The sequence below is a fragment of the Xanthomonas hawaiiensis genome, assembly GCF_031834635.1.
GTDB classification, from domain to species: Bacteria; Pseudomonadota; Gammaproteobacteria; order Xanthomonadales; family Xanthomonadaceae; genus Xanthomonas_A; species Xanthomonas_A sacchari.
In genome coordinates this window covers 1,042,222-1,062,133 of the sequence record NZ_CP115873.1, presented here as the reverse complement: position 1 = coordinate 1,062,133, position 19,912 = coordinate 1,042,222, and the positions used below count along the sequence as shown (strand labels likewise).

16 protein-coding genes are annotated in these 19,912 nt (G+C 69.8%); 6 read left to right on the top strand and 10 right to left on the bottom strand.

The genetic code is table 11. The features are described from left to right. Nucleotides 1-11 precede the first annotated feature (11 nt). The 5 genes from ppk1 to lpxH all read left to right on the top strand — a co-directional run bounded on the left by ppk1 (nt 12) and on the right by lpxH (nt 6,759). Nucleotides 12-2,111, top strand: coding sequence for a polyphosphate kinase 1 (ppk1, locus tag PG878_RS04665; protein WP_209031987.1), 2,100 nt, complete (start codon nt 12-14; stop codon nt 2,109-2,111). A gap of 55 nt (nt 2,112-2,166) precedes the next feature. Further along, the gene (gene ppx, locus PG878_RS04660) at nt 2,167-3,693 is read left to right on the top strand and encodes an exopolyphosphatase (protein WP_209031986.1); all 1,527 of its coding nucleotides are present in this window, start codon (nt 2,167-2,169) and stop codon (nt 3,691-3,693) included. Nucleotides 3,694-4,110: 417 nt separating this feature from the next. Further along, complete coding sequence (locus PG878_RS04655; protein WP_209031985.1) at nt 4,111-5,244, top strand: glycosyltransferase family 4 protein; 1,134 nt, start codon at nt 4,111-4,113, stop codon at nt 5,242-5,244. Further along, on the top strand, nt 5,228-5,752 hold the full coding sequence (locus PG878_RS04650; protein WP_209031984.1) for a phosphatase PAP2 family protein: 525 nt from the start codon (nt 5,228-5,230) through the stop codon (nt 5,750-5,752). Before PG878_RS04655 ends, PG878_RS04650 begins: the two co-directional genes overlap by 17 nt. Before the next feature lie 269 nt (nt 5,753-6,021). Then, nucleotides 6,022-6,759 carry a UDP-2,3-diacylglucosamine diphosphatase gene (gene lpxH / locus PG878_RS04645; RefSeq protein WP_209031983.1) on the top strand — a complete coding sequence of 246 codons (738 nt, stop codon included), beginning with the start codon at nt 6,022-6,024 and terminating at the stop codon, nt 6,757-6,759. Nucleotides 6,760-7,061: 302 nt separating this feature from the next. Here the strand turns inward: lpxH and PG878_RS04640 are convergent, their stop codons facing one another. From PG878_RS04640 to PG878_RS04595, 10 genes are all read right to left on the bottom strand, one after another. Next, complete coding sequence (locus tag PG878_RS04640; protein ID WP_209031982.1) at nt 7,062-7,550, bottom strand: hypothetical protein; 489 nt, start codon at nt 7,548-7,550, stop codon at nt 7,062-7,064. 141 nt (nt 7,551-7,691) lie between these two features. Beyond that, nucleotides 7,692-8,936, bottom strand: a complete 1,245-nt coding sequence (locus PG878_RS04635; RefSeq protein ID WP_209031981.1) for a zinc-dependent metalloprotease — start codon at nt 8,934-8,936, stop codon at nt 7,692-7,694. Between the two features lie 233 nt (nt 8,937-9,169). Beyond that, a complete protein-coding gene (locus PG878_RS04630) occupies nt 9,170-9,976 on the bottom strand; it encodes a ferritin-like domain-containing protein (protein ID WP_209031980.1) in 807 nt (268 codons plus the stop codon). Further along, nucleotides 9,973-10,521 carry a hypothetical protein gene (locus PG878_RS04625; protein ID WP_209031979.1) on the bottom strand — a complete coding sequence of 183 codons (549 nt, stop codon included), beginning with the start codon at nt 10,519-10,521 and terminating at the stop codon, nt 9,973-9,975. The genes PG878_RS04630 and PG878_RS04625 overlap by 4 nt, the downstream gene beginning before the upstream one ends. Nucleotides 10,522-10,552: 31 nt before the next feature. Further along, nucleotides 10,553-12,019, bottom strand: coding sequence for an amidophosphoribosyltransferase (purF, locus tag PG878_RS04620; protein ID WP_152240271.1), 1,467 nt, complete (start codon nt 12,017-12,019; stop codon nt 10,553-10,555). Nucleotides 12,020-12,047: 28 nt separating this feature from the next. Next, nucleotides 12,048-12,809 carry a CvpA family protein gene (locus PG878_RS04615; protein WP_209031978.1) on the bottom strand — a complete coding sequence of 254 codons (762 nt, stop codon included), beginning with the start codon at nt 12,807-12,809 and terminating at the stop codon, nt 12,048-12,050. Nucleotides 12,810-12,904: 95 nt separating this feature from the next. Then, nucleotides 12,905-13,999, bottom strand: coding sequence for an SPOR domain-containing protein (locus tag PG878_RS04610; RefSeq protein ID WP_209031977.1), 1,095 nt, complete (start codon nt 13,997-13,999; stop codon nt 12,905-12,907). Between the two features lie 68 nt (nt 14,000-14,067). Then, complete coding sequence (folC, locus tag PG878_RS04605; RefSeq protein ID WP_244672687.1) at nt 14,068-15,327, bottom strand: bifunctional tetrahydrofolate synthase/dihydrofolate synthase; 1,260 nt, start codon at nt 15,325-15,327, stop codon at nt 14,068-14,070. A 383-nt stretch (nt 15,328-15,710) separates the two neighbouring features. Then, entirely contained in the window at nt 15,711-16,355 is a 645-nt protein-coding gene (locus PG878_RS04600) for a histidine phosphatase family protein (protein ID WP_010341361.1), read from the bottom strand. Between the two features lie 167 nt (nt 16,356-16,522). After that, entirely contained in the window at nt 16,523-18,682 is a 2,160-nt protein-coding gene (locus tag PG878_RS04595) for a S46 family peptidase (RefSeq protein ID WP_209031976.1), read from the bottom strand. Between the two features lie 162 nt (nt 18,683-18,844). On the opposite strand from PG878_RS04595, the gene tdh reads away from it, so the two are divergent. Further along, a complete protein-coding gene (gene tdh, locus PG878_RS04590; protein WP_026144006.1) occupies nt 18,845-19,876 on the top strand; it encodes an L-threonine 3-dehydrogenase in 1,032 nt (343 codons plus the stop codon). Nucleotides 19,877-19,912 lie beyond the last annotated feature (36 nt).

Sequence of the window (19,912 nt, the reverse complement as noted above, 5' to 3'; positions counted from 1 at the left end):
CGAGGAACCTCATGCCCCGCCGCGCCCCCGCCCTGCCGCCCACGCCGCCCCCGGACATTCCCAGCGACCCGCTGCGCGATCCCGCGCTGTACATCAACCGCGAACTGTCGCAACTGGACTTCAATTTCCGGGTGCTGGCGCAGGCGCAGGACCCGCAGGTGCCGTTGCTGGAGCGGCTGCGCTTCCTGTGCATCTCCTGCACCAACCTCGACGAGTTCTTCGAGATCCGCGCAGCCACCGTGCGCCACGCGCAGGAGTTCGGGCTGCCGCCGGCGCCGGACGGGATGAGCCCCAATGCCATCCTCACCTCGATCCACGACCGCGCCGCGCAACTGGTCGACCAGCAGTACCGCTGCTGGAACGAGGTCTTGCGCCCGGCACTGAAGGACGCCGGCATCGGCGTGCTCGGCCGGCATTCCTGGAACGCGCGGCAGAAGCGCTGGCTGCGCGCCTACTTCCGCAACGAGATCATGCCGGTGCTGTCGCCGCTGGGCCTGGACCCGGCGCATCCGTTCCCGAAGATCCTCAACAAGTCGCTGAACATCGTGGTGGTGCTCAAGGGCACCGACGCGTTCGGCCGCGTCGGCCACCTGGCGATCGTGCGCGCGCCGCGCTCCCTGCCGCGCATCATCCAGTTGCCGGAAAGCCTGGCCGAGGGTGGCCAGAGCTTCGTGTTCCTGTCCTCGGTGCTGTCCACCTTCGTCGACGAACTGTTCCCGGGCATGGAGGTGATGGGCTCCTACCAGTTCCGCGTCACCCGCAACTCGGAACTGGTGGTGGACGAGGAGGAAGTGGAGAACCTGGCGCTGGCGCTGCGCGACGAACTGGTCAACCGCGGCTACCGGCCGGCGGTGCGGCTGGAGATCGCCGAGGACTGCCCGAAGTCGATCGTGCGCACCCTGCTGCAGAATTTCGAACTGCCGGAAAACGCGGTCTACCGCATCAACGGCCCGGTCAACCTGAGCCGGGTCAACCAGGTCTACGACCTAGTGCAGCGCCCGGACCTGAAGTATCCGCCGATGAATCCGCGCACGCTGCGCGACAGCGAAGGCATCTTCGAGATCGCCGCCGCCGGCGACGTGCTGCTGCACCACCCGTTCGACGCCTTCACCGCGGTGCTGGACCTGATCAAGCAGGCCGCGGTCGATCCCAACGTGCTGGCGATCAAGCAGACCCTGTACCGCACCGGCAAGGACTCGGCGATCGTCGATGCGCTGGTGCTGGCCGCGCGCAACGGCAAGGACGTCACCGTGGTGGTGGAACTGCGCGCGCGCTTCGACGAAGAGGCCAACCTCGGCCTGGCCGACCGCCTGCAGGAAGCCGGCGTGCAGGTGGTGTACGGCGTGGTCGGCTACAAGACCCACGCCAAGATGCTGCTGATCGTGCGCCGCGAGGGCCGCAAGCTGCGCCGCTACGTGCACCTGGGCACCGGCAACTACCACAGCGGCACCGCGCGCGCCTACACCGACCTGAGCCTGATCACCGCCGACGTGGACATCGGCAACGACGTGCACCTGCTGTTCCAGCAGTTGTCCGGCCTGGCGCCGAAGATCCGCCTCAAGCGCCTGCTGCAGTCGCCCTTCACCCTGCACCCGGGCGTGCTGCACCGGATCGAGCGCGAGACCAAGCTGGCCACCGCCGGCCGTCCGGGCCGCATCATCGCCAAGATGAACGCGCTCAACGAGCCGCAGGTGATCCGCGCGCTGTACGCGGCCTCGCAGGCCGGGGTCAAGATCGACCTGATCGTACGCGGCGCCTGCACCCTGCGTCCCGGCGTGCCGGGCGTGTCCGACAACATCCGGGTGCGCTCGATCGTCGGCCGGTTCCTCGAGCACAGCCGGGTCTACTGGTTCGGCAACGACGGCGCGCCGGAACTGTTCTGCGCCAGCGCCGACTGGCTGGAGCGCAACCTGCTGCGGCGCGTGGAAACCGGCTTCCCGATCCTCGATCCGGACCTGGTGAAGCGCATCCACCGCGAGGTGCTGCAGAACTACCTGGCTGACAATCTCAACGCCTGGGAACTGGACGCCGACGGCAACTACCGCAAGCTGGCCCCGGGCCAGGACCAGCCGCCGCATTCGGCGCAGCTGGCCCTGCTCGACGGGCTCTGAGCGCATCGCGGCGCCGTCTCCACGGCGTGCGCCGCGCATCGGCTACCATTCCGCCATGCCTGCCACTTCCCCCACTCATCCGCCGCTGCGCGACGGCGACCTGCTGGCCGCCATCGACCTGGGTTCCAACAGTTTCCACATGGTCATCGCCCGCTATCAGCTCGGGCAATTGCGGGTGGTGGACCGCCTGCGCGAGACCGTGCGCATGGCCGACGGCCTGGACAACAAGGGCGGGCTGTCCGCCGAGGCGCGGCAGCGCGCGCTGGAATGCCTGGCGCGCTTCGGCCAGCGCATCCGCGACCTGCCCTCGCTGCGGGTGCGCGCGCTGGCCACCAACACCGTGCGCCAGTTGCGCTCGCCGCAGACCTTCCTGATTCCCGGCGAAACCGCGCTCGGCCATCCGATCGAAGTGGTCAGCGGCCGCGAGGAAGCGCGCCTGATCTACCTGGGCGTGGCCCACGCGCAGCCGCCCAAGCCGGACGAACGCCGCCTGGTGATCGACATCGGCGGCGGCTCCACCGAGTTCATCATCGGCAGCGGCTTCCAGACCCTGGAACGCGAGAGCCTGCAGGCCGGCTGCATCGCCAGCACGCGGCGCTTCTTCCCGGGCGGCAAGCTGTCCAGGAAGAAATGGAAGGACGCGTTGACCGAGATCGGCGCCGAGTTCCAGCAGTTCGCCGGGCAGTACCGTGCGCTGGGCTGGCATGAGGCCTTGGGTTCGTCCGGCACGCACAAGGCGATCGGCGAGATCTGCGCGGCGATGAAGCTGACCAAGGGCGCGATCACCGCCGAGGCGCTGCCGCAACTGCGCGACCGCCTGCTGCTGGCCAAGCGCATCGAGGACATCGACCTGCCGGGCCTGTCCGCCGACCGCCGGCCGATCATCGCCGGCGGCGTGCTGGTACTGGAAGCGGCGTTTCAAGCGCTGGGCCTGCAACGGCTGATGGTGAGCAAGGCGGCCATGCGCGAAGGCATCCTCTACGACATGCTCGGCCGCGGCGGCGAGAACGATCCGCGCGAAACCGCGATCGCCGCGCTCACCCAGCGCTATGGCATCGACGAAGCGCAGGCCGCGCGCGTGGAGCACACCGCGATGGCGCTGTTCGAGCAGGTCGCCGGCGACTGGGCCCTGGATGCCGACGACGCGCGCATGCTCGGCTGGGCCGCGCGCCTGCACGAACTCGGCCAGGCCATCGCGCACAGCCAGTACCATGTGCACGGTGCCTACGTGCTGGAGCATTCGGACATCGCCGGCTTCTCGCGGCAGGAGCAGCAGGTGCTGGCCACGCTGGTGCGCACGCACCGCCGCAACGTGTCCAAGACCGCGTTCGACGCACTGCCCGACCGGCTGCTGCTCAGCGCCAAGCGCAAGGCGGCGCTGCTGCGCCTGGCGGTGCTGCTGCACCGCGCGCACGAGGCCGACCCGATCCCGGCGCTGGAACTGAAGGCCGACGGCGCCAACCTGCACCTGATCCTGTCGCAGCCGTGGATCGAGTCGCGGCCGCTGCAGCGCGCCGACCTGATCGGCGAGGTCGAGGGCATGGCGGGGCTGGGGATCAATTTCCGGCCCTTTGTGGCTTGAGGGCCGGGATTCGGGATGACCAGCCTGCGGCTGTTGAAAGCCGGGATTCGGGATTCGGGATTCGGGATTCGGGATTCGGGATTCGGGATTCGGGATTCGGGATTCGGGACGGCAGCATGCTGTCCGGAGTGGAATCGCCGTCAAGCGATTTGATGAAAAGTGGCAATTTCTTAAAGAAAAACAGGCCTTCCTGAAGCCGTGATCTCCGCTTTTTGTGGGAGGGACTTCAGTCCCGACGGGCTTTACCGGTAAAGCCCGTCGGGACTGAAGTCCCTCCCACAGTGCAATCGCAACCACCCTGCGCTCGCGGGAAATCCCCAATCCCCAATCCCGGCTTTTGGCGTCATCTTTCCTACATGCGCTGGACATGTTCGCTTCACTGCATTGCGCGAGGCTTTGTCAAACCGGAGCCCCCGCATGCGCTACGCGATCGTCACCGAGACGTATCCCCCTGAGGTCAACGGCGTTGCGCTGACCGTGCAGGGGCTGGAACTGGGGCTGCGCGCGCGCGGCCATAGCGTCGACGTGGTGCGTCCGCGCCAGGTCGGCGATGCCGACCCGGCGGATCTGCGGCTGGTGCGCGGCGCGGCGCTGCCGCGCTACCCGGGTCTGAAGTTCGGCCTGCCGGCGCCGCGTCGCCTGACCAAGCTGTGGCAGGCGACGCCGCCGGATGCGGTGTACATCGCCACCGAGGGCCCGCTGGGCTGGTCGGCGCTGCGCAGCGCGCGACGCCTGGGCATTCCCATCGCCACCGGCTTCCACACCCGCTTCGACGAGTACCTGCCGCAGTACGGCGCGGCCTGGCTGCAGTCGACCGCGCTGCGCTGGATGCGGCGCTTCCACAACCAGGCCCAGGCGACCCTGGTGCCGACCCGCGAGCTGCGCGACTTCCTCGCCACCCAGGGCTTCGAGCGGGTGCGCCTGCTGGCGCGCGCAGTGGACAGCAAACAATTCGAGCCGCAGCGCCGCGATGCGCAGTTGCGCGCGCAGTGGGGCCTGCAGGACGACGATTGCGCGGTGCTGTACGTGGGCCGCATCGCCTCCGAGAAGAACCTGCCGCTGGCGGTACGTGCGTTCCGCCAGTTGCAGCAGCTGCGCCCGCGGGCGCGCTTCGTCTGGGTCGGCGACGGCCCGCTGCGCGAGCGCCTGGCGCAGGAGAATCCCGACTTTCTCTTCTGCGGCGTGCAGCGCGGCGACGCGCTGGCGCGGCATTTCGCCAGCGGCGACCTGTTCCTGTTCCCCAGCCGCAGCGAGACCTTCGGCAACGTGACCCTGGAAGCGATGGCCAGCGGCGTGGCCACGGTCGCCTTCGACTACGGCGCGGCGCGCGAATACCTGCGCGACGGCCTCAACGGCGCGGCGGTGGCCGACGACGAGGCGTTCATCGCCGCCGCCCTGCGCCTGGGCAGCGACGACGCCTTGCGCCGCCAGTTGGGCGAGGCGGCCTGCGCGTCGATGCAGCAACTGCGCCCGGAGCGCGTGGTGGCCGATTTCGATGCACTGCTCACCGAACTGGCGAACACCCGGAGGACGCATGTCGACGCGGCTTGAGATCCTGCGCGGGCACGAGACCCGCTGGTGCCGGCGCGCCAACCACTGGTGCCGGCGACGCACGGTGCGGCGCTTCTTCTCGGCGATCAGCCGGCTCGGCGACGGCGTGTTCTGGTACGCGCTGATGACCCTGCTGGTGCTGTGCGACGGCATGGACGGCGTGTTCGCCTCCGCGCACATGGCCGCCACCGGCGTGGTCGCGCTGAGCCTGTACAAGGGCCTGAAGCGCTGGACCCGGCGCCCGCGTCCGTACGCCGCCGACCTGCGCATCCGCGCCTGGGTGGCGCCGCTGGACGAGTTCAGCTTCCCCTCCGGCCACACCCTGCACGCGGTGTCTTTCGGCATCGTCGCCCTCGCCTACTACCCCTGGCTGGCGCCGCTGCTGGTGCCCTTCATCGTCTGCGTGGCGCTGTCGCGGGTGGTCCTGGGCCTGCACTACCCCAGCGACGTGCTCGCCGCCACCGGCATCGGCGCGCTGTTGGCGGGCGTGTCGTTGTGGTTGGTCTGAGGCTGGGAATAGGGAACCGGGAATAGGGAATGGAAACAGCCGGCGTTGTCCGGCTCCATGCCTTTCTTCAATCCTGGCTGCGGACAAGGTCGCGGCTGAAGCCGCTCCTACCAGAGCGCAACAACGTCTGCGTTAGTGCACCCTCCGAATCCCTAATTCCCGTTCCCGAATCCGGATCCCGGCTCTTCGACGGCGCAGCAATGCCTGCGCTCGCGAGCACTCACCATTCCCCAATCCCGATTCCCCACTCCCGGCCTTACAATGGCCAAATGACCACGCTGTTCATCTCCGACCTGCATCTGGACCCGGCACGGCCGGCGATCACCGCGCTGTTTCTCGACTTCCTGCGCGGGGAGGCGCGGCAGGCGGAGGCGCTGTACATCCTCGGCGATCTGTTCGAGGCCTGGATCGGCGACGACACCCCGTCCGAGGCCGCCGATGCGGTGGCGCTGGAGCTGCACGCGCTGCATGCGGCCGGGGTGCCGGTGTTCTTCATGCACGGCAATCGCGACTTCCTGCTCGGCGCCGACTACGCGCAGCGCGCTGGCCTGCGCCTGCTGCCCGATCCCTGCGTGATCGACCTGTACGGCGAGCCGACCCTGCTGCTGCATGGCGACCTGCTGTGCACCGACGACACCGCCTACCAGGCGTTCCGTGCGCAGACCCGCGATCCGGCCTTCCAGCAGCAGTTCCTGGCGCAGCCGCTGGCTGCGCGGATCGCCTACGCGCAGCAGGCGCGCGCCGCCAGCCAGGCGCGCCAGGCCGAGTTGAAGCAGGACGACAGCGCGCAATTCGAGACCGTCACCGACGTGGCCCCGGCCGAAGTCGCCGCCACCTTCGCCCGCTATGGCGTGGCGAAGATGATCCATGGCCACACCCATCGGCCCGCGGTGCATGCGCTGGACGTGGACGGTCGCGCCTGCACCCGCATCGTGCTCGGCGACTGGTACGAACAGGGTTCGGTGCTGCGCGTCGATGCGCAGGGCTGCAAGCTGCAACAGCTCTAGCACCAACGACCGGCGCCGCCGCGTGCAGCCCGGCGACGCTTACTCAGTAGTGCGCGGCAACGCATTTCCCTGCAACCGCGGCGCGGCTCCAGGACGTCACCGAACTGCGCTTCGGTGCAGGATTCCGCAGAACCGCTGACGACGCCGCCTGACCGTCTCTGCCTGCCTCATGCAACGCCGCGATCAGGCCGGCAGCGCGTGCGGCGTCGGCACCGATCCGCTTCGGGCCAGCACCGTCCATCCGCACGTCCTCGCAGCGCGCCATCACAACCACGCGTGCAGCACGGTGCGAAAACCAGCGCTCAGGGCAGACCACCGCCGGCACGCTGCTGCCGCCATTGCGCGTAATCGACGAAGTCGCCGTCGACCACGTCGTACCAGCCGATCGCACCGGAGCGCTCGACGCGGAAACGGTCGCGGACCGGCTCGGTCTGCGGGTCGCCCGGGCAGCCGTCGCCGTGCTTCTCGCGCACCGCGATCTCGATCGCCGCCGGCGCGGCCTCCGACGCACCCGCAGCGGCCGCCGCGTCGTCCGCGCTCGCGTCCTCGACGGCGTAGCCCAGGCACTGCAGGTCGGGATAGGCGTGATCGGCGGACAGGCGCGACTGCAACAGGTCGATCGCGCGCTGGTCGTCGAAGGCGTCGGCCGGTGCGGCCGGCGGGGTGGCCCGTGGCGCCTCGGTCTTGGCGGTCGGCGACGGCGTGTCGGTCTGCCGATCGGGGGCGGGGCCGCAGCCCGCGCTCAGCATCGCCAGCAGCAGCGCGGCCGGCAGTCGCATGCGCTTGAACATCGTCGTTTCCAGGAAGTCGGTCGCCGCCGGCCATGCCGGCGCCGCTTCCCAGCATAGCCGAAGCGGGCGCCGCCGCGCCCGCTCCGGCCGTCTTCGCCGCGCGTGACGCAGGCAGGCGGCCTGCGTCACGCGCGGGCCGGCTCAACGGAACCCGGCCACCGTCGCCTTGGTGTTGACCAGCACGCGCTGGTTGTCGGCGGTGCTGGCGTTGCCCATCGGCACGCCGTTGTAGGACACGTTCGGGTTGGACCAGTAGTTCAGCCGCGGGCAACTGCTGGTGCAGTCGTAGGCCATGATCGTGCGCCAGCTGTTGCCGTAGCGATAGCCGTGGCCGTAGGCGTACGGCGAGGTGCTGGAGTCGGTGGCCACGTCGTGGCGTGCGCTCTGCAGGTGGCCGATCTCGTGGGCGAAGCTGTAGTAGCCGGTCGCGCAATCCCAGTACACCGCCGCGAACGCGGTGGCGGCGGTGGAGCCGATGCCCGAGGCCAGGCCGCAGTAGCTGGAATTGTCGATGATCAGCACGCCGACGTCGGCCGCGGTGGTGTTGCGCGAGGTATGGATGCTGTCCATGTAGCCGTCGCTGGTGCCGCGGAAGCGGGTCAGGTCGGTGTTGAAGTCGCCGGACTCGGTGTAGTTGGTGGTCTCGTAGCCGGCCAGCTGCATGGTGATGCCGACGTTGCTGTTGGTATAGCCCTGGTTGGACTCGGCCACCGCCAGTTGCACCAGCGACTGCATGTTGCCGCCATAGCTGGTCACCGCCTTGTTGGTCGCCACCACCAGCACGCGGATGGTCGCGGGCGAGCCGGACGAGGCGCCGGCGGCGGTCACGCGTTCGTCGATCACCGACTGCGGCATCTGCACGGTCGGCAGCAGCGCATAGTCGGCCGGATGCTCGGCCGGCATGCGCCGTTCGTCGACTTCCACCAGCACATGGCCGCCGCCGGCGACCGGACGCAGGTGGAACAGCGTGCCGTTGCTGCGGATGCTGCCGGTGATGGTGTCGCCGCTGCGCACCAGGATCGCCGAGTTCAGCGGATCCAGGCCGGACGGCGCACGGGTCCGGGCCACCGCGGCATTGCCGAGGTTGCCGTACCAGATACTGTTGCCGCCTTCCAGTTGCTCGGTCTTCAGTTGCGTGGCGGTGATGCGCTGGCCCAGCAGGTCCAGCTCGAGTTGCTGCTGTCCGGCGGTGACCGCGGCGGCGTTTACGCCGACCCGCTGCACCGCGCCGGTGGCGGGATTGGCCAGCAGGCGGCTCAGCGCCGGCTCGCCGGCGATGGACTTGGAGACGTACTGACTGCTCTGGAACAGGGGCGTTCCGGCTGCGGAGGCGGAACCGGCGACACACAGGGCAAGCATCGCGGTAAGGCTGCACATCGACTTCATGTCGGACTCCTGGGTGGTGAGTAGGGACGAACGTCGCCCCGCGCGCGACCAGATCGGGGGAGGCCGCGCGGGGGAGTTCGATTAGCCGCTCAGCCACCGTTCAGCGCAAGCAACAAATGCAGCCGGGTCGCAACTCGGAGATAGATGTCACAAAAAGCGCCGCCCGGTACTCACGCCGCGCGTGCGCGTGCCTTCTCGCAGCGCACGCACCGTCCCGAAGGAATCGCGCCGCCTCAGCCGGCCTGCTGCTGCAGGGCCAGCAATTCGTCCTCGTCGAACCCGGCCAGCAGGCGCGCCTGCAGGTTGAACGGGCCATGCAGGTAGCCGCCGGCGTATTCGTGCAGCAAGGCGGCGAAGCGGGCGCGCGGCTCGATCCCGGCCTGCGCGCAGTACCAGCGGTACCAGCGCGAGCCGGCGGCCACGTGCGCCACTTCCTCGCGCAGGATGATCTCCAGGATGTCGGCGGTGGCGTCGTCGCCGAGCGCGCGCAGCTTGGCGATCATGCCCGGGGTCACGTCCAGGCCGCGCGCTTCCAGCACGCGCGGTACCAGCGCCATCCGCGCCAGGCCGTCGTGGGCGGTCTTCTCGCACATCTCCCACAGGCCGTTGTGCGCGGCGAAGTCGCCGTAGGCGTGGCCCAGCGCGCGCAGGCGGTCGCGCAGCAGCACGAAATGGCGCGACTCGTCGTCCGCCACCGCCACCCAGTCGGCATAGAACGCCTGCGGCAGGCCGCGGAAGCGGTAGACCGCGTCCCAGGCCAGGTCGATGGCGTTGAGTTCGATATGGGCGATGGCGTGGATGAAGGCGGCGCGGCCCTCGGCACTGCCGAGGCCGCGCCGCGGCAGTTCGCGCGGATGCACCAGCGACGGCCGCGGCGGCCGCCCCGGCATGCGGATCGGCTCGGGCGCCGGCGCCGTGGCTGGCACCGCCAGCGCACCCTGGCGCCAGGCCGCGGCATGGCGCTGGGTCAGCGCGACCTTCTGGTCGGGGTCGGCCGCGTCCAGGCAGGCGCGCGCGGCCTGATACAGGTCGCCACTCACGGCGCCGCCGCCGGACGCCGGGCTGCCTCGCGCCGTTCCAGCCAGGTGCGCTGGGCCTGCTCGCAACGGTTGCCGGCCACCTTGAACACGCAGTCCACGCGATGCGCGCAGGCCAGGGCGAAGGCGCTGCGGCGGTCGGCCGCGGCCGGTTCCGGAATCTGCGCCAGCGGTGCGCCCGACGGCCAACCGGCGTCGACGCCGATGCCGGCGGCGAGCAGGCGCGACGTGCCGTCGCGGCAGTCGACCGCATAGCCCCACTGCGGCGCGTCGGCGCGCACATCGTCGGAGGAGCGCTGCGCGCGCAGGCGCAGGAGCAGCAGGTCGTCACCGATGCGCTGCGCGCCGACGATCGCCAGCGGCGCGCGGTAGTCCGGCTGCAGCAGCGCCAGTTGGTCCGGGGTCATATACAGCTGCAACGCGGTCAGTTGCGCGCTCGGCACGCTGCCGTCGCGCAGGCGCGGATCGTCCAGCGTGCGCGCCGGCCGCGTGGCGTCGTCGCCGGCGCAGCCACTGCACAGCGCGGCCAGGCCGGCCAGCGCGAACATGGGCCACGCGCGTGCGCGTGCGCCGCGGGACTCAGGCACGGCGCTTGCGCTTGGCCTCGTCCGAACGCAACTGCATGATCCGCTCGAAATAGCCGGATTCGATGCCGGTGGTGTACTGGCCGTTGAAGCACGAGGAGTCGAACGCCTTCAGTTCCGGGTTGCCCTCGCGCACCGCGGTCTCCAGGTCTTCCAGGTCCTGGTAGATCAGCCAGTCGCAGCCGAGGAATTCCTGGATCTCCTGCTCGCTGCGGCCATGCGCCACCAGTTCGTCGGCGGCCGGCATGTCGATGCCGTAGATGTTGGGATAGCGCACCGGCGGCGCCGCACTGGCCAGGTACACCTTGCGCGCGCCGGCGTCGCGCGCCATCTGCACGATCTGCCGGCTGGTGGTACCGCGCACGATCGAATCGTCGACCAGCAGCACCACGCGGTTGCGGAATTCCAGGTGGATCGGATTGAGCTTGCGGCGTACCGACTTCACCCGCTCGCCCTGCCCCGGCATGATGAAGGTGCGGCCGATGTAGCGGTTCTTGACGAAGCCCTCGCGGTACTTCACCCCGAGCACGTTGGAGATCTCCAGCGCGGCGTCGCGCGAGGTGTCCGGGATCGGGATGATGGTGTCGATGTCGTGGTCCGGGCGCAGGCGCAGGATCTTCTCGCCCAGCTTCATGCCCATGCGCATGCGCGCCTTGTGCACCGAGACGTTGTCGATCATCGAGTCCGGGCGCGCGAAGTACACGTACTCGAAGATGCACGGGGTGTGGTCGGTGGGCGAGGCGCAGACCTCGGAGAACAGCTCGCCGCGCCCAGTGATGACCAGCGCTTCGCCGGGGCGCACGTCGCGCACGCGGGTGAAGCCGAGGATGTCCAGCGCCGAGGACTCGGAGGCGACGATGTACTCGTCGCCCTCCACGCTCTCGCGCTTGCCCAGCACCAGCGGACGGATGCCGTGCGGGTCGCGGAACGCGACCAGGCCCAGCCCCAGCACCACGCTGACCACCGCGTAGCCGCCCTTGCAGCGGCGGTGCACACCGGCCACTGCACGGATCGCCGCTTCCGGGGTCAGCATGCGCTGCGCGTCGAGCTCGTAGGCGAACACGTTCAGCAGCACTTCGCTGTCCGAATCGGTGTTGATGTTGCGACGGTCGGCCTCGAACACCTGCTGGCGCAGGGCCTCGGTATTGACCAGGTTGCCGTTGTGGGCCAGCGCGATGCCGTACGGCGAGTTCACGTAGAACGGCTGCGCCTCGTCCATGCCTTCCGAGCCGGCGGTCGGATAGCGGCAATGGGCGATGCCGACGCGGCCTTCCAGCACCGCCATGCGCTTCTCGTCGAAGACGTCGCGGACCAGGCCGTTGGCCTTCTGTACGCGCAGACGGGTGCCGTCGGCGGTGGCGATGCCCGCCGCGTCCTGGCCACGGTGCTGCAGCACGGCCAGGCCGTCATAGAGCTGCCCGGCCACATTCTGGTTGCCGACGATTCCGACGATGCCACACATGTCAACGCTCTCCGCGGCGGGGACGCCGCTATTGGGAAGGTGGCCGTGCCTGGCCGTTGGATTCGACCCGTGCCGGGTCGGATTGCGCCGGACGCGCCTGCGCCGGATCGATGTTCGCGGGCATCAGTTGCGACGGATCGCCCCCGGGCTGCGCGGACCGCGCCCCGGGACGCCCCAGGGCCTTGGACATCATCTCCTGCAGCCCACTGGCCTGCAGGGCGTTGCCCAACGCCGCATTATCGCCTGCCGCGGGCAGGTTGCCCAAATTCATCTGCGACACGTTCAGTTGCGGCATCTGCGACAGGTTCAGCTCCGGCATCTGCGGCATGCGCCAGTCCGGCAGTTGCGCGCGCATCCAGCCCACGCCCGGGCTGAGCACCGGCAGCACCATCGAGCGCTGCCAGTCCGGCTCGCGGGTCAGCGGCGTGAAGCTCATCAGGAACGCCAGCACCGCGGCGAAGAAGCCGCCACGCGCCGCGCCCAGGCCGAAACCGAGCGCGCGGTCGGTGCCCGACAGCGCGGTCGAACGCACCGCCGTGCGGATCACCATGCCGACGATGGCGACCACCGCCATCACCGTCACGAAGGTGAGCGCGTAGCCGCCCAGGTAGTAGCTCATGCTGGGCCGCGCGCCATCGGCGAGCCAGCGCCCGGCATTGCCGCCGAACTGGAACGTGGCCCAGCCGGCCAGGAACCAGGACAGCGTGCCGACCACGATGCCGACGAACCCGCGCAGGGCGCCGAGCAGCGCCGAGACCAGGATCACCGTCAACAGCACCATGTCGATCATGTGCGCCTCCCGCGGCCGAGCCGCTGCATCGCGCCGATCGCGCGGCGCGCCTGCCTTCCCTGGACCATCGTGCTACTCCATGGGCCGAAGCCCGATCAAGGATGTGGACGTACCATACCGCTGATGCCGACCTTGGCCGCGACCTGGGCGCGCAACTGTTCGGCATCGGCGCGATTGGCGACCGGGCCGACCCGCACCCGGTTCAGCGCGCCCTTGTCGGTGCGCACCTGTTCGACAAAGGCGCTGAAGCCGGCCGCGCGCACCTTGTCGCGCAGGGCATTGGCGTCCTCAGCCTTGCCGAAGGCACCCAACTGCACGGCGAAGCCGGTGCCGGAGGCCGCCGGCGCGGCCGGCACGCTCGGCGCCGGCTTGGCCGCCGCCGTGGTGGCCGGGGTGGCCGCCGGCTTGGTGGGTTCGGGCTTGGTCACGGCCGGCTTGGCCGGTTCCGGCTTGAGCGCCGGCGGCGTCGCCGGCTTGGCGGTGGCGACCGGCTTGGCCGGCTCCGGCGGCAGCGCCTCGGTCTTGGCCGGGGCGGCGGGCGCGGCGGCGGCGACGTTGCTGGCGGCCGGCGCGGCGCTGGCCGGGGTGGCGTTGCTCGGCGCCGCGTCCAGGGTCACCACCTGGGCGTTGACGTCGTTGCGCACCTTGACCGCCTGCAGGCGCACCGATTCGGCCTGGGCGCGATCGGCATACGGCCCGATCCGCACCCGCCAGGCCTGGCGCCCGCCGATCGTGGCCTGCTCGCGGAAGCCCGGCAGCTGCGCCTGCTTGAGCCGCGCGATCACCGCATCGGCGTCGGCGGCGGTGGCGTAGGCACCGAAGTTCACCGCGTAGTTGCCGGCGGCCGTGCTCGGCGGCAGCGGCTGCGCGGCGCTGCCGGCGGCCGGATCGGCGAGGTCGGCGGCATCGGGATTGTTCTGGACCGGCGCCGGTGCGGCGGCTGGCGCCGCGGCGGCGCCCGGTGCCTTGGCCATGCCCACCGCCCCGCCGCTGGGCGCGTCGCCCGGGGTCACCAGCGGCAGCTCGCGGGTCTCGAACTGACCGTCGGCCGGCGCCTCGGGCGCCTTCAGCGGGACATTGGCCACGCCGCTGTCGGGCGCAGGCCCCTTCACCAGCATCGGCAGGAAGATCACGGCGAGCGCTACCAGGACGAGGGCGCCAATCAATCGCTGTTTCAGGACGGTATCCACGGAAAGGCTGAGGGGCGGCGTGGCGGAGTGCCGTGCCGATTATAAGGTCGGCCCGCGCGGAGGCGGGATCAGGCGGCTGAATGCAGCCAGTGCAGCGCCTCGGCGGCGGTATGGAACGAGCCGAACACCAGCACCCGGTCGCCCGGCTGCGCCCGCGCCAGCACCGATTGCAGCGCCTGCGCCACGCTCTCGGCGGTGCCGGCCGCGGCGGCCGCCGTGCCCGCCAGCCGCGCGCGCAACTGCGCAGCGCTCTGGCCACGGCTGCCGCCCAGGCCGGCCACATGCCAGGCGTCGACCTGTGCGGCCAGGGCCTCCACCACCCCGGCGGCGTCCTTGTCGGCCAGCGCCGCGAACACCGCGCAGGTACGGCCGGCGACCGGCTGCGCCTGCAGCGCGGCGGCCAGCTCGCGCGCGGCCTGCGGGTTGTGGCCGACATCGACCAGCACCTCCACCCCGTCGCGCACGCAGGGCTGCAGGCGTCCGCGCAGGCGCGCGGCGGCGATGCCCTCGGCGTAGGCGGTGCGCGGCAGCGACCGGCGCAGCGCGCGCAGGGCGGCGATGGCGGTGGCGGCGTTGGCGCGCTGCACCGGCGCGCGCAGTTGCGGCAGCGGCAACTGCAGTTCGGTGCCGACGTCGCGCCAGCGCCAGCGCTCGGCGTCGATCGGCTCGTGGAAGAAGTCGCTGCCGGCGCGCAGCGCATTGGCGCCGATCGCGTAGGCGCGGCGCAGCACGCTGGAGGGCGGATCGATCTCGCCCAGCACCAGCGGTTTCCACGGCCGCGCGATGCCCGCCTTCTCCGCACCGATCGCCTCGCGGTCGGTGCCGAGCCAGTCGGTGTGGTCGATGTCCACGGTGGTGATGACCGCGACATCGGCATCGACCAGGTTCACCGCATCGAGCCGGCCGCCGAGGCCGACTTCCAGCACGGCCAGATCCAACTTGACCTGCTGGAACAGCCACAGCGCCGCCAGCGTGCCGTACTCGAAATAGGTCAGCGCGGTTTCGCCGCGCGCGGCCTCCACTGCCGCGAAGGCGGTCACCAGATCGGCATCGCTGGCCTCGTCGCCGTCGATGCGCACGCGCTCGTTGTAGCGCAGCAGGTGCGGCGAGGTATAGCTACCCACCCGCCAGCCGGCGGCGCGCGCGATCGCCTCGATGAAGGCGACGGTCGAGCCCTTGCCGTTGGTCCCGCCGACGGTGATGACGTGCCTGGCTGGCTTGGTCAGGCGCATGCGTGCGGCGACGGCGCGCACCCGCTCCAGGCCCATGGCGATGTCCTGGGGGTGTTGGCGCTCGATGTAGGCGAGCCATTCGGAGAGGGTGTTCATGGAGGCGATTGAACTCGATTGATACGGCGCCAGCACGCGCACTCGTAGCGGCGACGCATTTTGCTGTTGCTTTGGCTTTGGCTGTTGCTGTTGCTGTTCCGGGTCCCGTGAGGCACGGCAAGCAGACCGGACGAAAACCCCGCAGGGGCGGCGCGCAGGATGCGCGCCGTTTTTCGACGGCACATGGATGTGCCGCCGAAAAATGTCCGGTCTGCTTGCGCACCCGGAGCGCGCAGCGCGGAGGGCGTGCCGCCCGGGTGTGCTTTCTTTTGGTTACTTTTCTTTGCACAAGCAAAGAAAAGTGACTCGCGCGCCAAGCGCGAAAGCATTTGATCTTGCCTTTGCATCAACTCAACGCATCCTGGCAAAGAATCAGCAGAACACTACAGAGCCCGATGCTTCGCCTCGCCGAAGAACGGCGTGTGATGCGCGCAATCGTTCAATCGCACCACTTCCAGATGTTCCACGTCCGGCCCTTCCAGCAGGTTCAGCGTGGTCGGCGCCTGGCGGAAACTCCACAGCCGCGCGATCGGCAGGCCCAGCACCCGGCACAGGATCACCCGGTTGACCGCATCGTGCGCCACCACCAGCAGCGTGTCGTGCTCGCCCAGGCCCTCGGCGGCGCGGGCCAGGCCGCGCCAGGAGCGCTCCAGCACCTGCCGCAGCGACTCGCCGCCCGGCATCAGCACCGTGTCCGGCTCCTCGCGCCAGGCGCGCAGGCGTGCCGGATCCTTTTCGTGGATCTCGCTGGCCAGCAGGCCTTCCCATTCGCCATGGGCGATTTCCTGCAGGTCCGGATCGGTCTGCAGCAGCGCCTCGCGCTCTGGACCCAGCGCGAAGCGCGCGGTGCGCTGCGCACGGGCCAGCGGCGAGGCCACGGCGCGGGTCAGCGGCACCTCGCGCAGGCGTGCGCCCAGCGCCTGCGCCTGGGCGTCGCCGACCGGCGACAGCGGGATGTCGATCTGGCCCTGGTAGCGGCCTTCGGCGTTCCACGGGGTTTCGCCATGGCGGGCGAGCAGAATGCGCATGCGCTGGAATCCTTGGGGGGAGGAAGGGCCCGTCTCGCAAACGAAAACGGAGCGGCATGATACCCGCTCCGTCGCCTGAAACCCGGCGCTGCATCCCCGTGCCTCGCCCCGGCATGCGGGGCGGACACGCGGGCGGCGGCTAACGCCGCCGCCCGTCGGGACCTGGCTCACTTGGCCAGGTTCAACTCCTTCAGCAGCCGCGGTGCCGGCATCACCTCCTGCATGATCCAGTGCAGGTAGCGCGAATCGACCGCGATCATCCGGGTCATCGCCGGGTCGAACACCCAGTTGGAACTCACCGATTCCCAGTTGCCGTCGAAGGCCAGGCCGACCAGCTTGCCGTGCGCGTCCATCACCGGCGAACCGGAGTTGCCGCCGGTGATGTCCAGGTCGGACAGGAAGTTGACCGGCACCGTGCCCAGCCGCTTGTCTTCCAGCCCGCCATAGCGCTTGGCCTTGGCCGCGTCCAGCAGCGCCTTGGGCGAATCGAACGGCTCGGCGCCGGTGTCCTTGGCGACCACGCCTTCCAGCGTGGTGAACGGGGTGTATTCGACGCCGTCCTTGGGTGCATAACCCTTGACGTTGCCGAAGGTGATGCGCAGCGAGGAGTTGGCGTCCGGGTACACGAACTCGCCCTGGCTCTTCTTGTAGTCGGCCACGGCCTGCAGGTAGCGCGGCCGCACCAGCAGTTCCTCGCCATCGCGGCGCTTCTGGTCCTGCTCGAGTTGCAGCAGGGTCGGCATCAACGCCACCGCATAACGCAGCGCCGGGTCGTCGCTGGCCTCGAACGCGGCGCGGTCGGCATGCAGCCACTTCAGGCGCGCATCGGTGTTGCCCAACTGGGTACCGGCCAGGCGCGTGGCGGCGGCCTGCGCGTCGGCACCGGCCAGCCACTGGTCCAGCGCAGGCAGGCGCTGCGCCTTCGGCAGCTTCAGGTACTGCTCGAACCAGTAGCGCTGCAGCTGGCTGTCCATGGACGCGACGTAGCGGCGCTCCATCTGCTTCATCGCGCCCTCGAGCTCGGGCAGGTCGCGCTCCTGGTAGCCCGGCTCGCGCTCGGCATCCGGCTTGGCGCGTTCGATCGACAGGCGGTACAGCATGATCGCGCTGCCGAGCGCGCCGGTCCGCTGCATCTGCCGCAGCACCAGGTCGCGGTCGCGGGTGGCCTTGGCCTGATCGCCCAGCGCCAGCAGTTGCGCATGCGCCTGCAACGCGGCCTTGCCCACGCCGCCCTGGCGCTTGAGCCAGGCCAGCACTGCGTCTTCCTCGGCGTGCTTCTTGGCCGCCGCGTCGATGCGCTTGAAGCCTTCCAACTGGCCCTCGTAGTTCTTGGCGACGTTGTTCCAACTGGCCATGGTCGCGGCGTACTTCACCTGGATGTCCGGGTTCTGCTTGCCGGCCTGCTCGACCAGCGCGATCAGGTCGCGGTACTGACGCGCGGCGGTGGGATAGCCCCAGCTCGCGGTGGCGTCGAATTCCGAGGCCAGCGCATAGCGGTTGGTGCGCCCCGGGTACCCGGCGACCATGACGAAATCGCCGGCACCCAGCGGCTGGTCGGCGAACTTCAGGAAGTGCTTGGGCTGGTACGGCACGTTGTCCTTGGCGTAGGCCGCCGGCTTGCCGTCCTTGCCCACGTAGGCGCGATAGAACGAGAAATCGCCGGTGTGGCGCGGCCACATCCAGTTGTCGACGTCGCCGCCGAACTTGCCGATGCCCGCCGGCGGGGCGTAGGCCAGGCGCACGTCGCGGATTTCCAGGGTGCGGACCAGGCGGTAGGTGTTGCCGCCGGAAAAGCTGTACAGCTCGCAGCGATAGCCGGCGTCGGCCTCGCAGGCGGCGACCTGGGCCTTGTCGAAGTCCTCCAGCGCCTGCGTGCGCTTGAGCGCATCGTTGCCGACGGCGGCCATCGCCGCCTTGGCCTGCGCGGTGACGTCGGTGATGCGGTCCAGCACATAGATGCGTGCGTTCGGGCCGGCGCTCAGCTCGGCGCCCTGGCTGGCGGCGCTGAAGCCGTCGCGGATCAGGTTCTTCTGCGGGGTCGAATTGAGCTGGATCGCGCCGTAGGCGCAGTGGTGGTTGGTCACCACCAGGCCCTGCGGCGAGACGAAGCTGGCGGTGCAGCCGCCCAGCGAGACCACCGCCCCCATCGGGTCGCCGGTGAGATCGGACAGTTGCTGCGGCGACAGCTTCAGGCCGGCCTGCTGCAGCGGCCCGGCGATGTCCGGCAACTGCTGCGGGACCCACATGCCCTCGCCGGCCTGGGCGGCGGAGGCGCCGGACAGGGCGGCCACGGCGGCGATGGCGACAGCCAACGAATTCGAACGCATCGAAAAGCTTCCTTGATGACAGACGTTAGAGTGTAACGGCTGTCATCAAGTGGCCGGACCGTGACCAATGGCACCCTGGCCGCGCCGCAACCGCGCCGCAACATGGCCGCATCGGCCGGGCGCTTATACTGCGCGCCCTCTTCCCATCGAATCTGCACCGACATGGCGCAAACAATGAAGGCGCTGGTCAAGCGCGAGGCCGCCAAGGGCATCTGGCTGGAACAGGTGCCGGTGCCGGTCCCCGGCCCCAACGAGGTGCTGATCAAGCTGGAAAAGACCGCGATCTGCGGCACCGACCTGCACATCTATCTGTGGGACGAGTGGAGCCAGCGCACCATCAAGCCCGGCCTGACCATCGGCCACGAATTCGTCGGCCGCATCGCCCAGCTCGGCTCGGCGGTCACCGGCTACGAGGTCGGCCAGCGCGTCTCGGCCGAAGGCCACATCGTCTGCGGCCACTGCCGCAACTGCCGCGGCGGGCGCCCGCACCTGTGCCCGAACACGGTGGGCATCGGCGTCAACGTCAACGGCGCCTTCGCCGAATACATGGTGATGCCGGCCTCCAACCTGTGGCCGATCCCCGACCAGATCCCGTCCGAGCTGGCCGCGTTCTTCGACCCCTACGGCAACGCCGCGCACTGCGCGCTGGAATTCGACGTGATCGGCGAGGACGTGCTGATCACCGGCGCCGGCCCGATCGGCATCATTGCCGCGGGCATCTGCAAGCACATCGGCGCACGCAACGTGGTGGTCACCGACGTCAACGACTTCCGCCTGAAGCTGGCCGCGGACATGGGCGCGACCCGCGTGGTCAACGTCGCCAACACCTCGCTCAAGGACGTGATGGCCGACCTGCACATGGAAGGCTTCGACGTGGGCCTGGAGATGAGCGGCAATCCGCGCGCGTTCAACGACATGCTCGACTGCATGTACCACGGCGGCAAGATCGCCATGCTCGGCATCATGCCGCGCGGCGCCGGCTGCGACTGGGACAAGATCATCTTCAAGGGCCTGACCGTGCAGGGCATCTACGGCCGCAAGATGTACGAGACCTGGTACAAGATGACCCAACTGGTGCTGTCCGGCTTCCCGCTGGGCAAGGTCCTGACCCACCAGCTGACCATCGACGAATTCCAGAAGGGCTTCGACCTGATGGAAGAAGGCAAGGCCGGCAAGGTCGTGCTGAGCTGGTAATGCGCGCGCCGCGGCAACGCGGCAGCGCCGGAAAAC

Bases quoted from the DNA above. Each gene is read 5' to 3' on its own strand.
- PG878_RS04635 (WP_209031981.1), bottom strand. From the start codon at position 8,936: ATGAAGTCGATGTGCAGCCTTACCGCGATGCTTGCCCTGTGTGTCGCC.
- purF (WP_152240271.1), bottom strand. From the start codon at position 12,019: ATGTGTGGCATCGTCGGAATCGTCGGCAACCAGAATGTGGCCGGGCAG.
- PG878_RS04640 (WP_209031982.1), bottom strand. From the start codon at position 7,550: ATGTTCAAGCGCATGCGACTGCCGGCCGCGCTGCTGCTGGCGATGCTG.
- tdh (WP_026144006.1), top strand. From the start codon at position 18,845: ATGGCGCAAACAATGAAGGCGCTGGTCAAGCGCGAGGCCGCCAAGGGC.
- PG878_RS04615 (WP_209031978.1), bottom strand. From the start codon at position 12,809: ATGATCGACATGGTGCTGTTGACGGTGATCCTGGTCTCGGCGCTGCTC.
- PG878_RS04625 (WP_209031979.1), bottom strand. From the start codon at position 10,521: ATGTTCGCGCTGGCCGGCCTGGCCGCGCTGTGCAGTGGCTGCGCCGGC.
- PG878_RS04655 (WP_209031985.1), top strand. From the start codon at position 4,111: ATGCGCTACGCGATCGTCACCGAGACGTATCCCCCTGAGGTCAACGGC.
- PG878_RS04650 (WP_209031984.1), top strand. From the start codon at position 5,228: ATGTCGACGCGGCTTGAGATCCTGCGCGGGCACGAGACCCGCTGGTGC.
- folC (WP_244672687.1), bottom strand. From the start codon at position 15,327: ATGAACACCCTCTCCGAATGGCTCGCCTACATCGAGCGCCAACACCCC.
- PG878_RS04600 (WP_010341361.1), bottom strand. From the start codon at position 16,355: ATGCGCATTCTGCTCGCCCGCCATGGCGAAACCCCGTGGAACGCCGAA.
- ppk1 (WP_209031987.1), top strand. From the start codon at position 12: ATGCCCCGCCGCGCCCCCGCCCTGCCGCCCACGCCGCCCCCGGACATT.
- PG878_RS04595 (WP_209031976.1), bottom strand. From the start codon at position 18,682: ATGCGTTCGAATTCGTTGGCTGTCGCCATCGCCGCCGTGGCCGCCCTG.
- ppx (WP_209031986.1), top strand. From the start codon at position 2,167: ATGCCTGCCACTTCCCCCACTCATCCGCCGCTGCGCGACGGCGACCTG.
- lpxH (WP_209031983.1), top strand. From the start codon at position 6,022: ATGACCACGCTGTTCATCTCCGACCTGCATCTGGACCCGGCACGGCCG.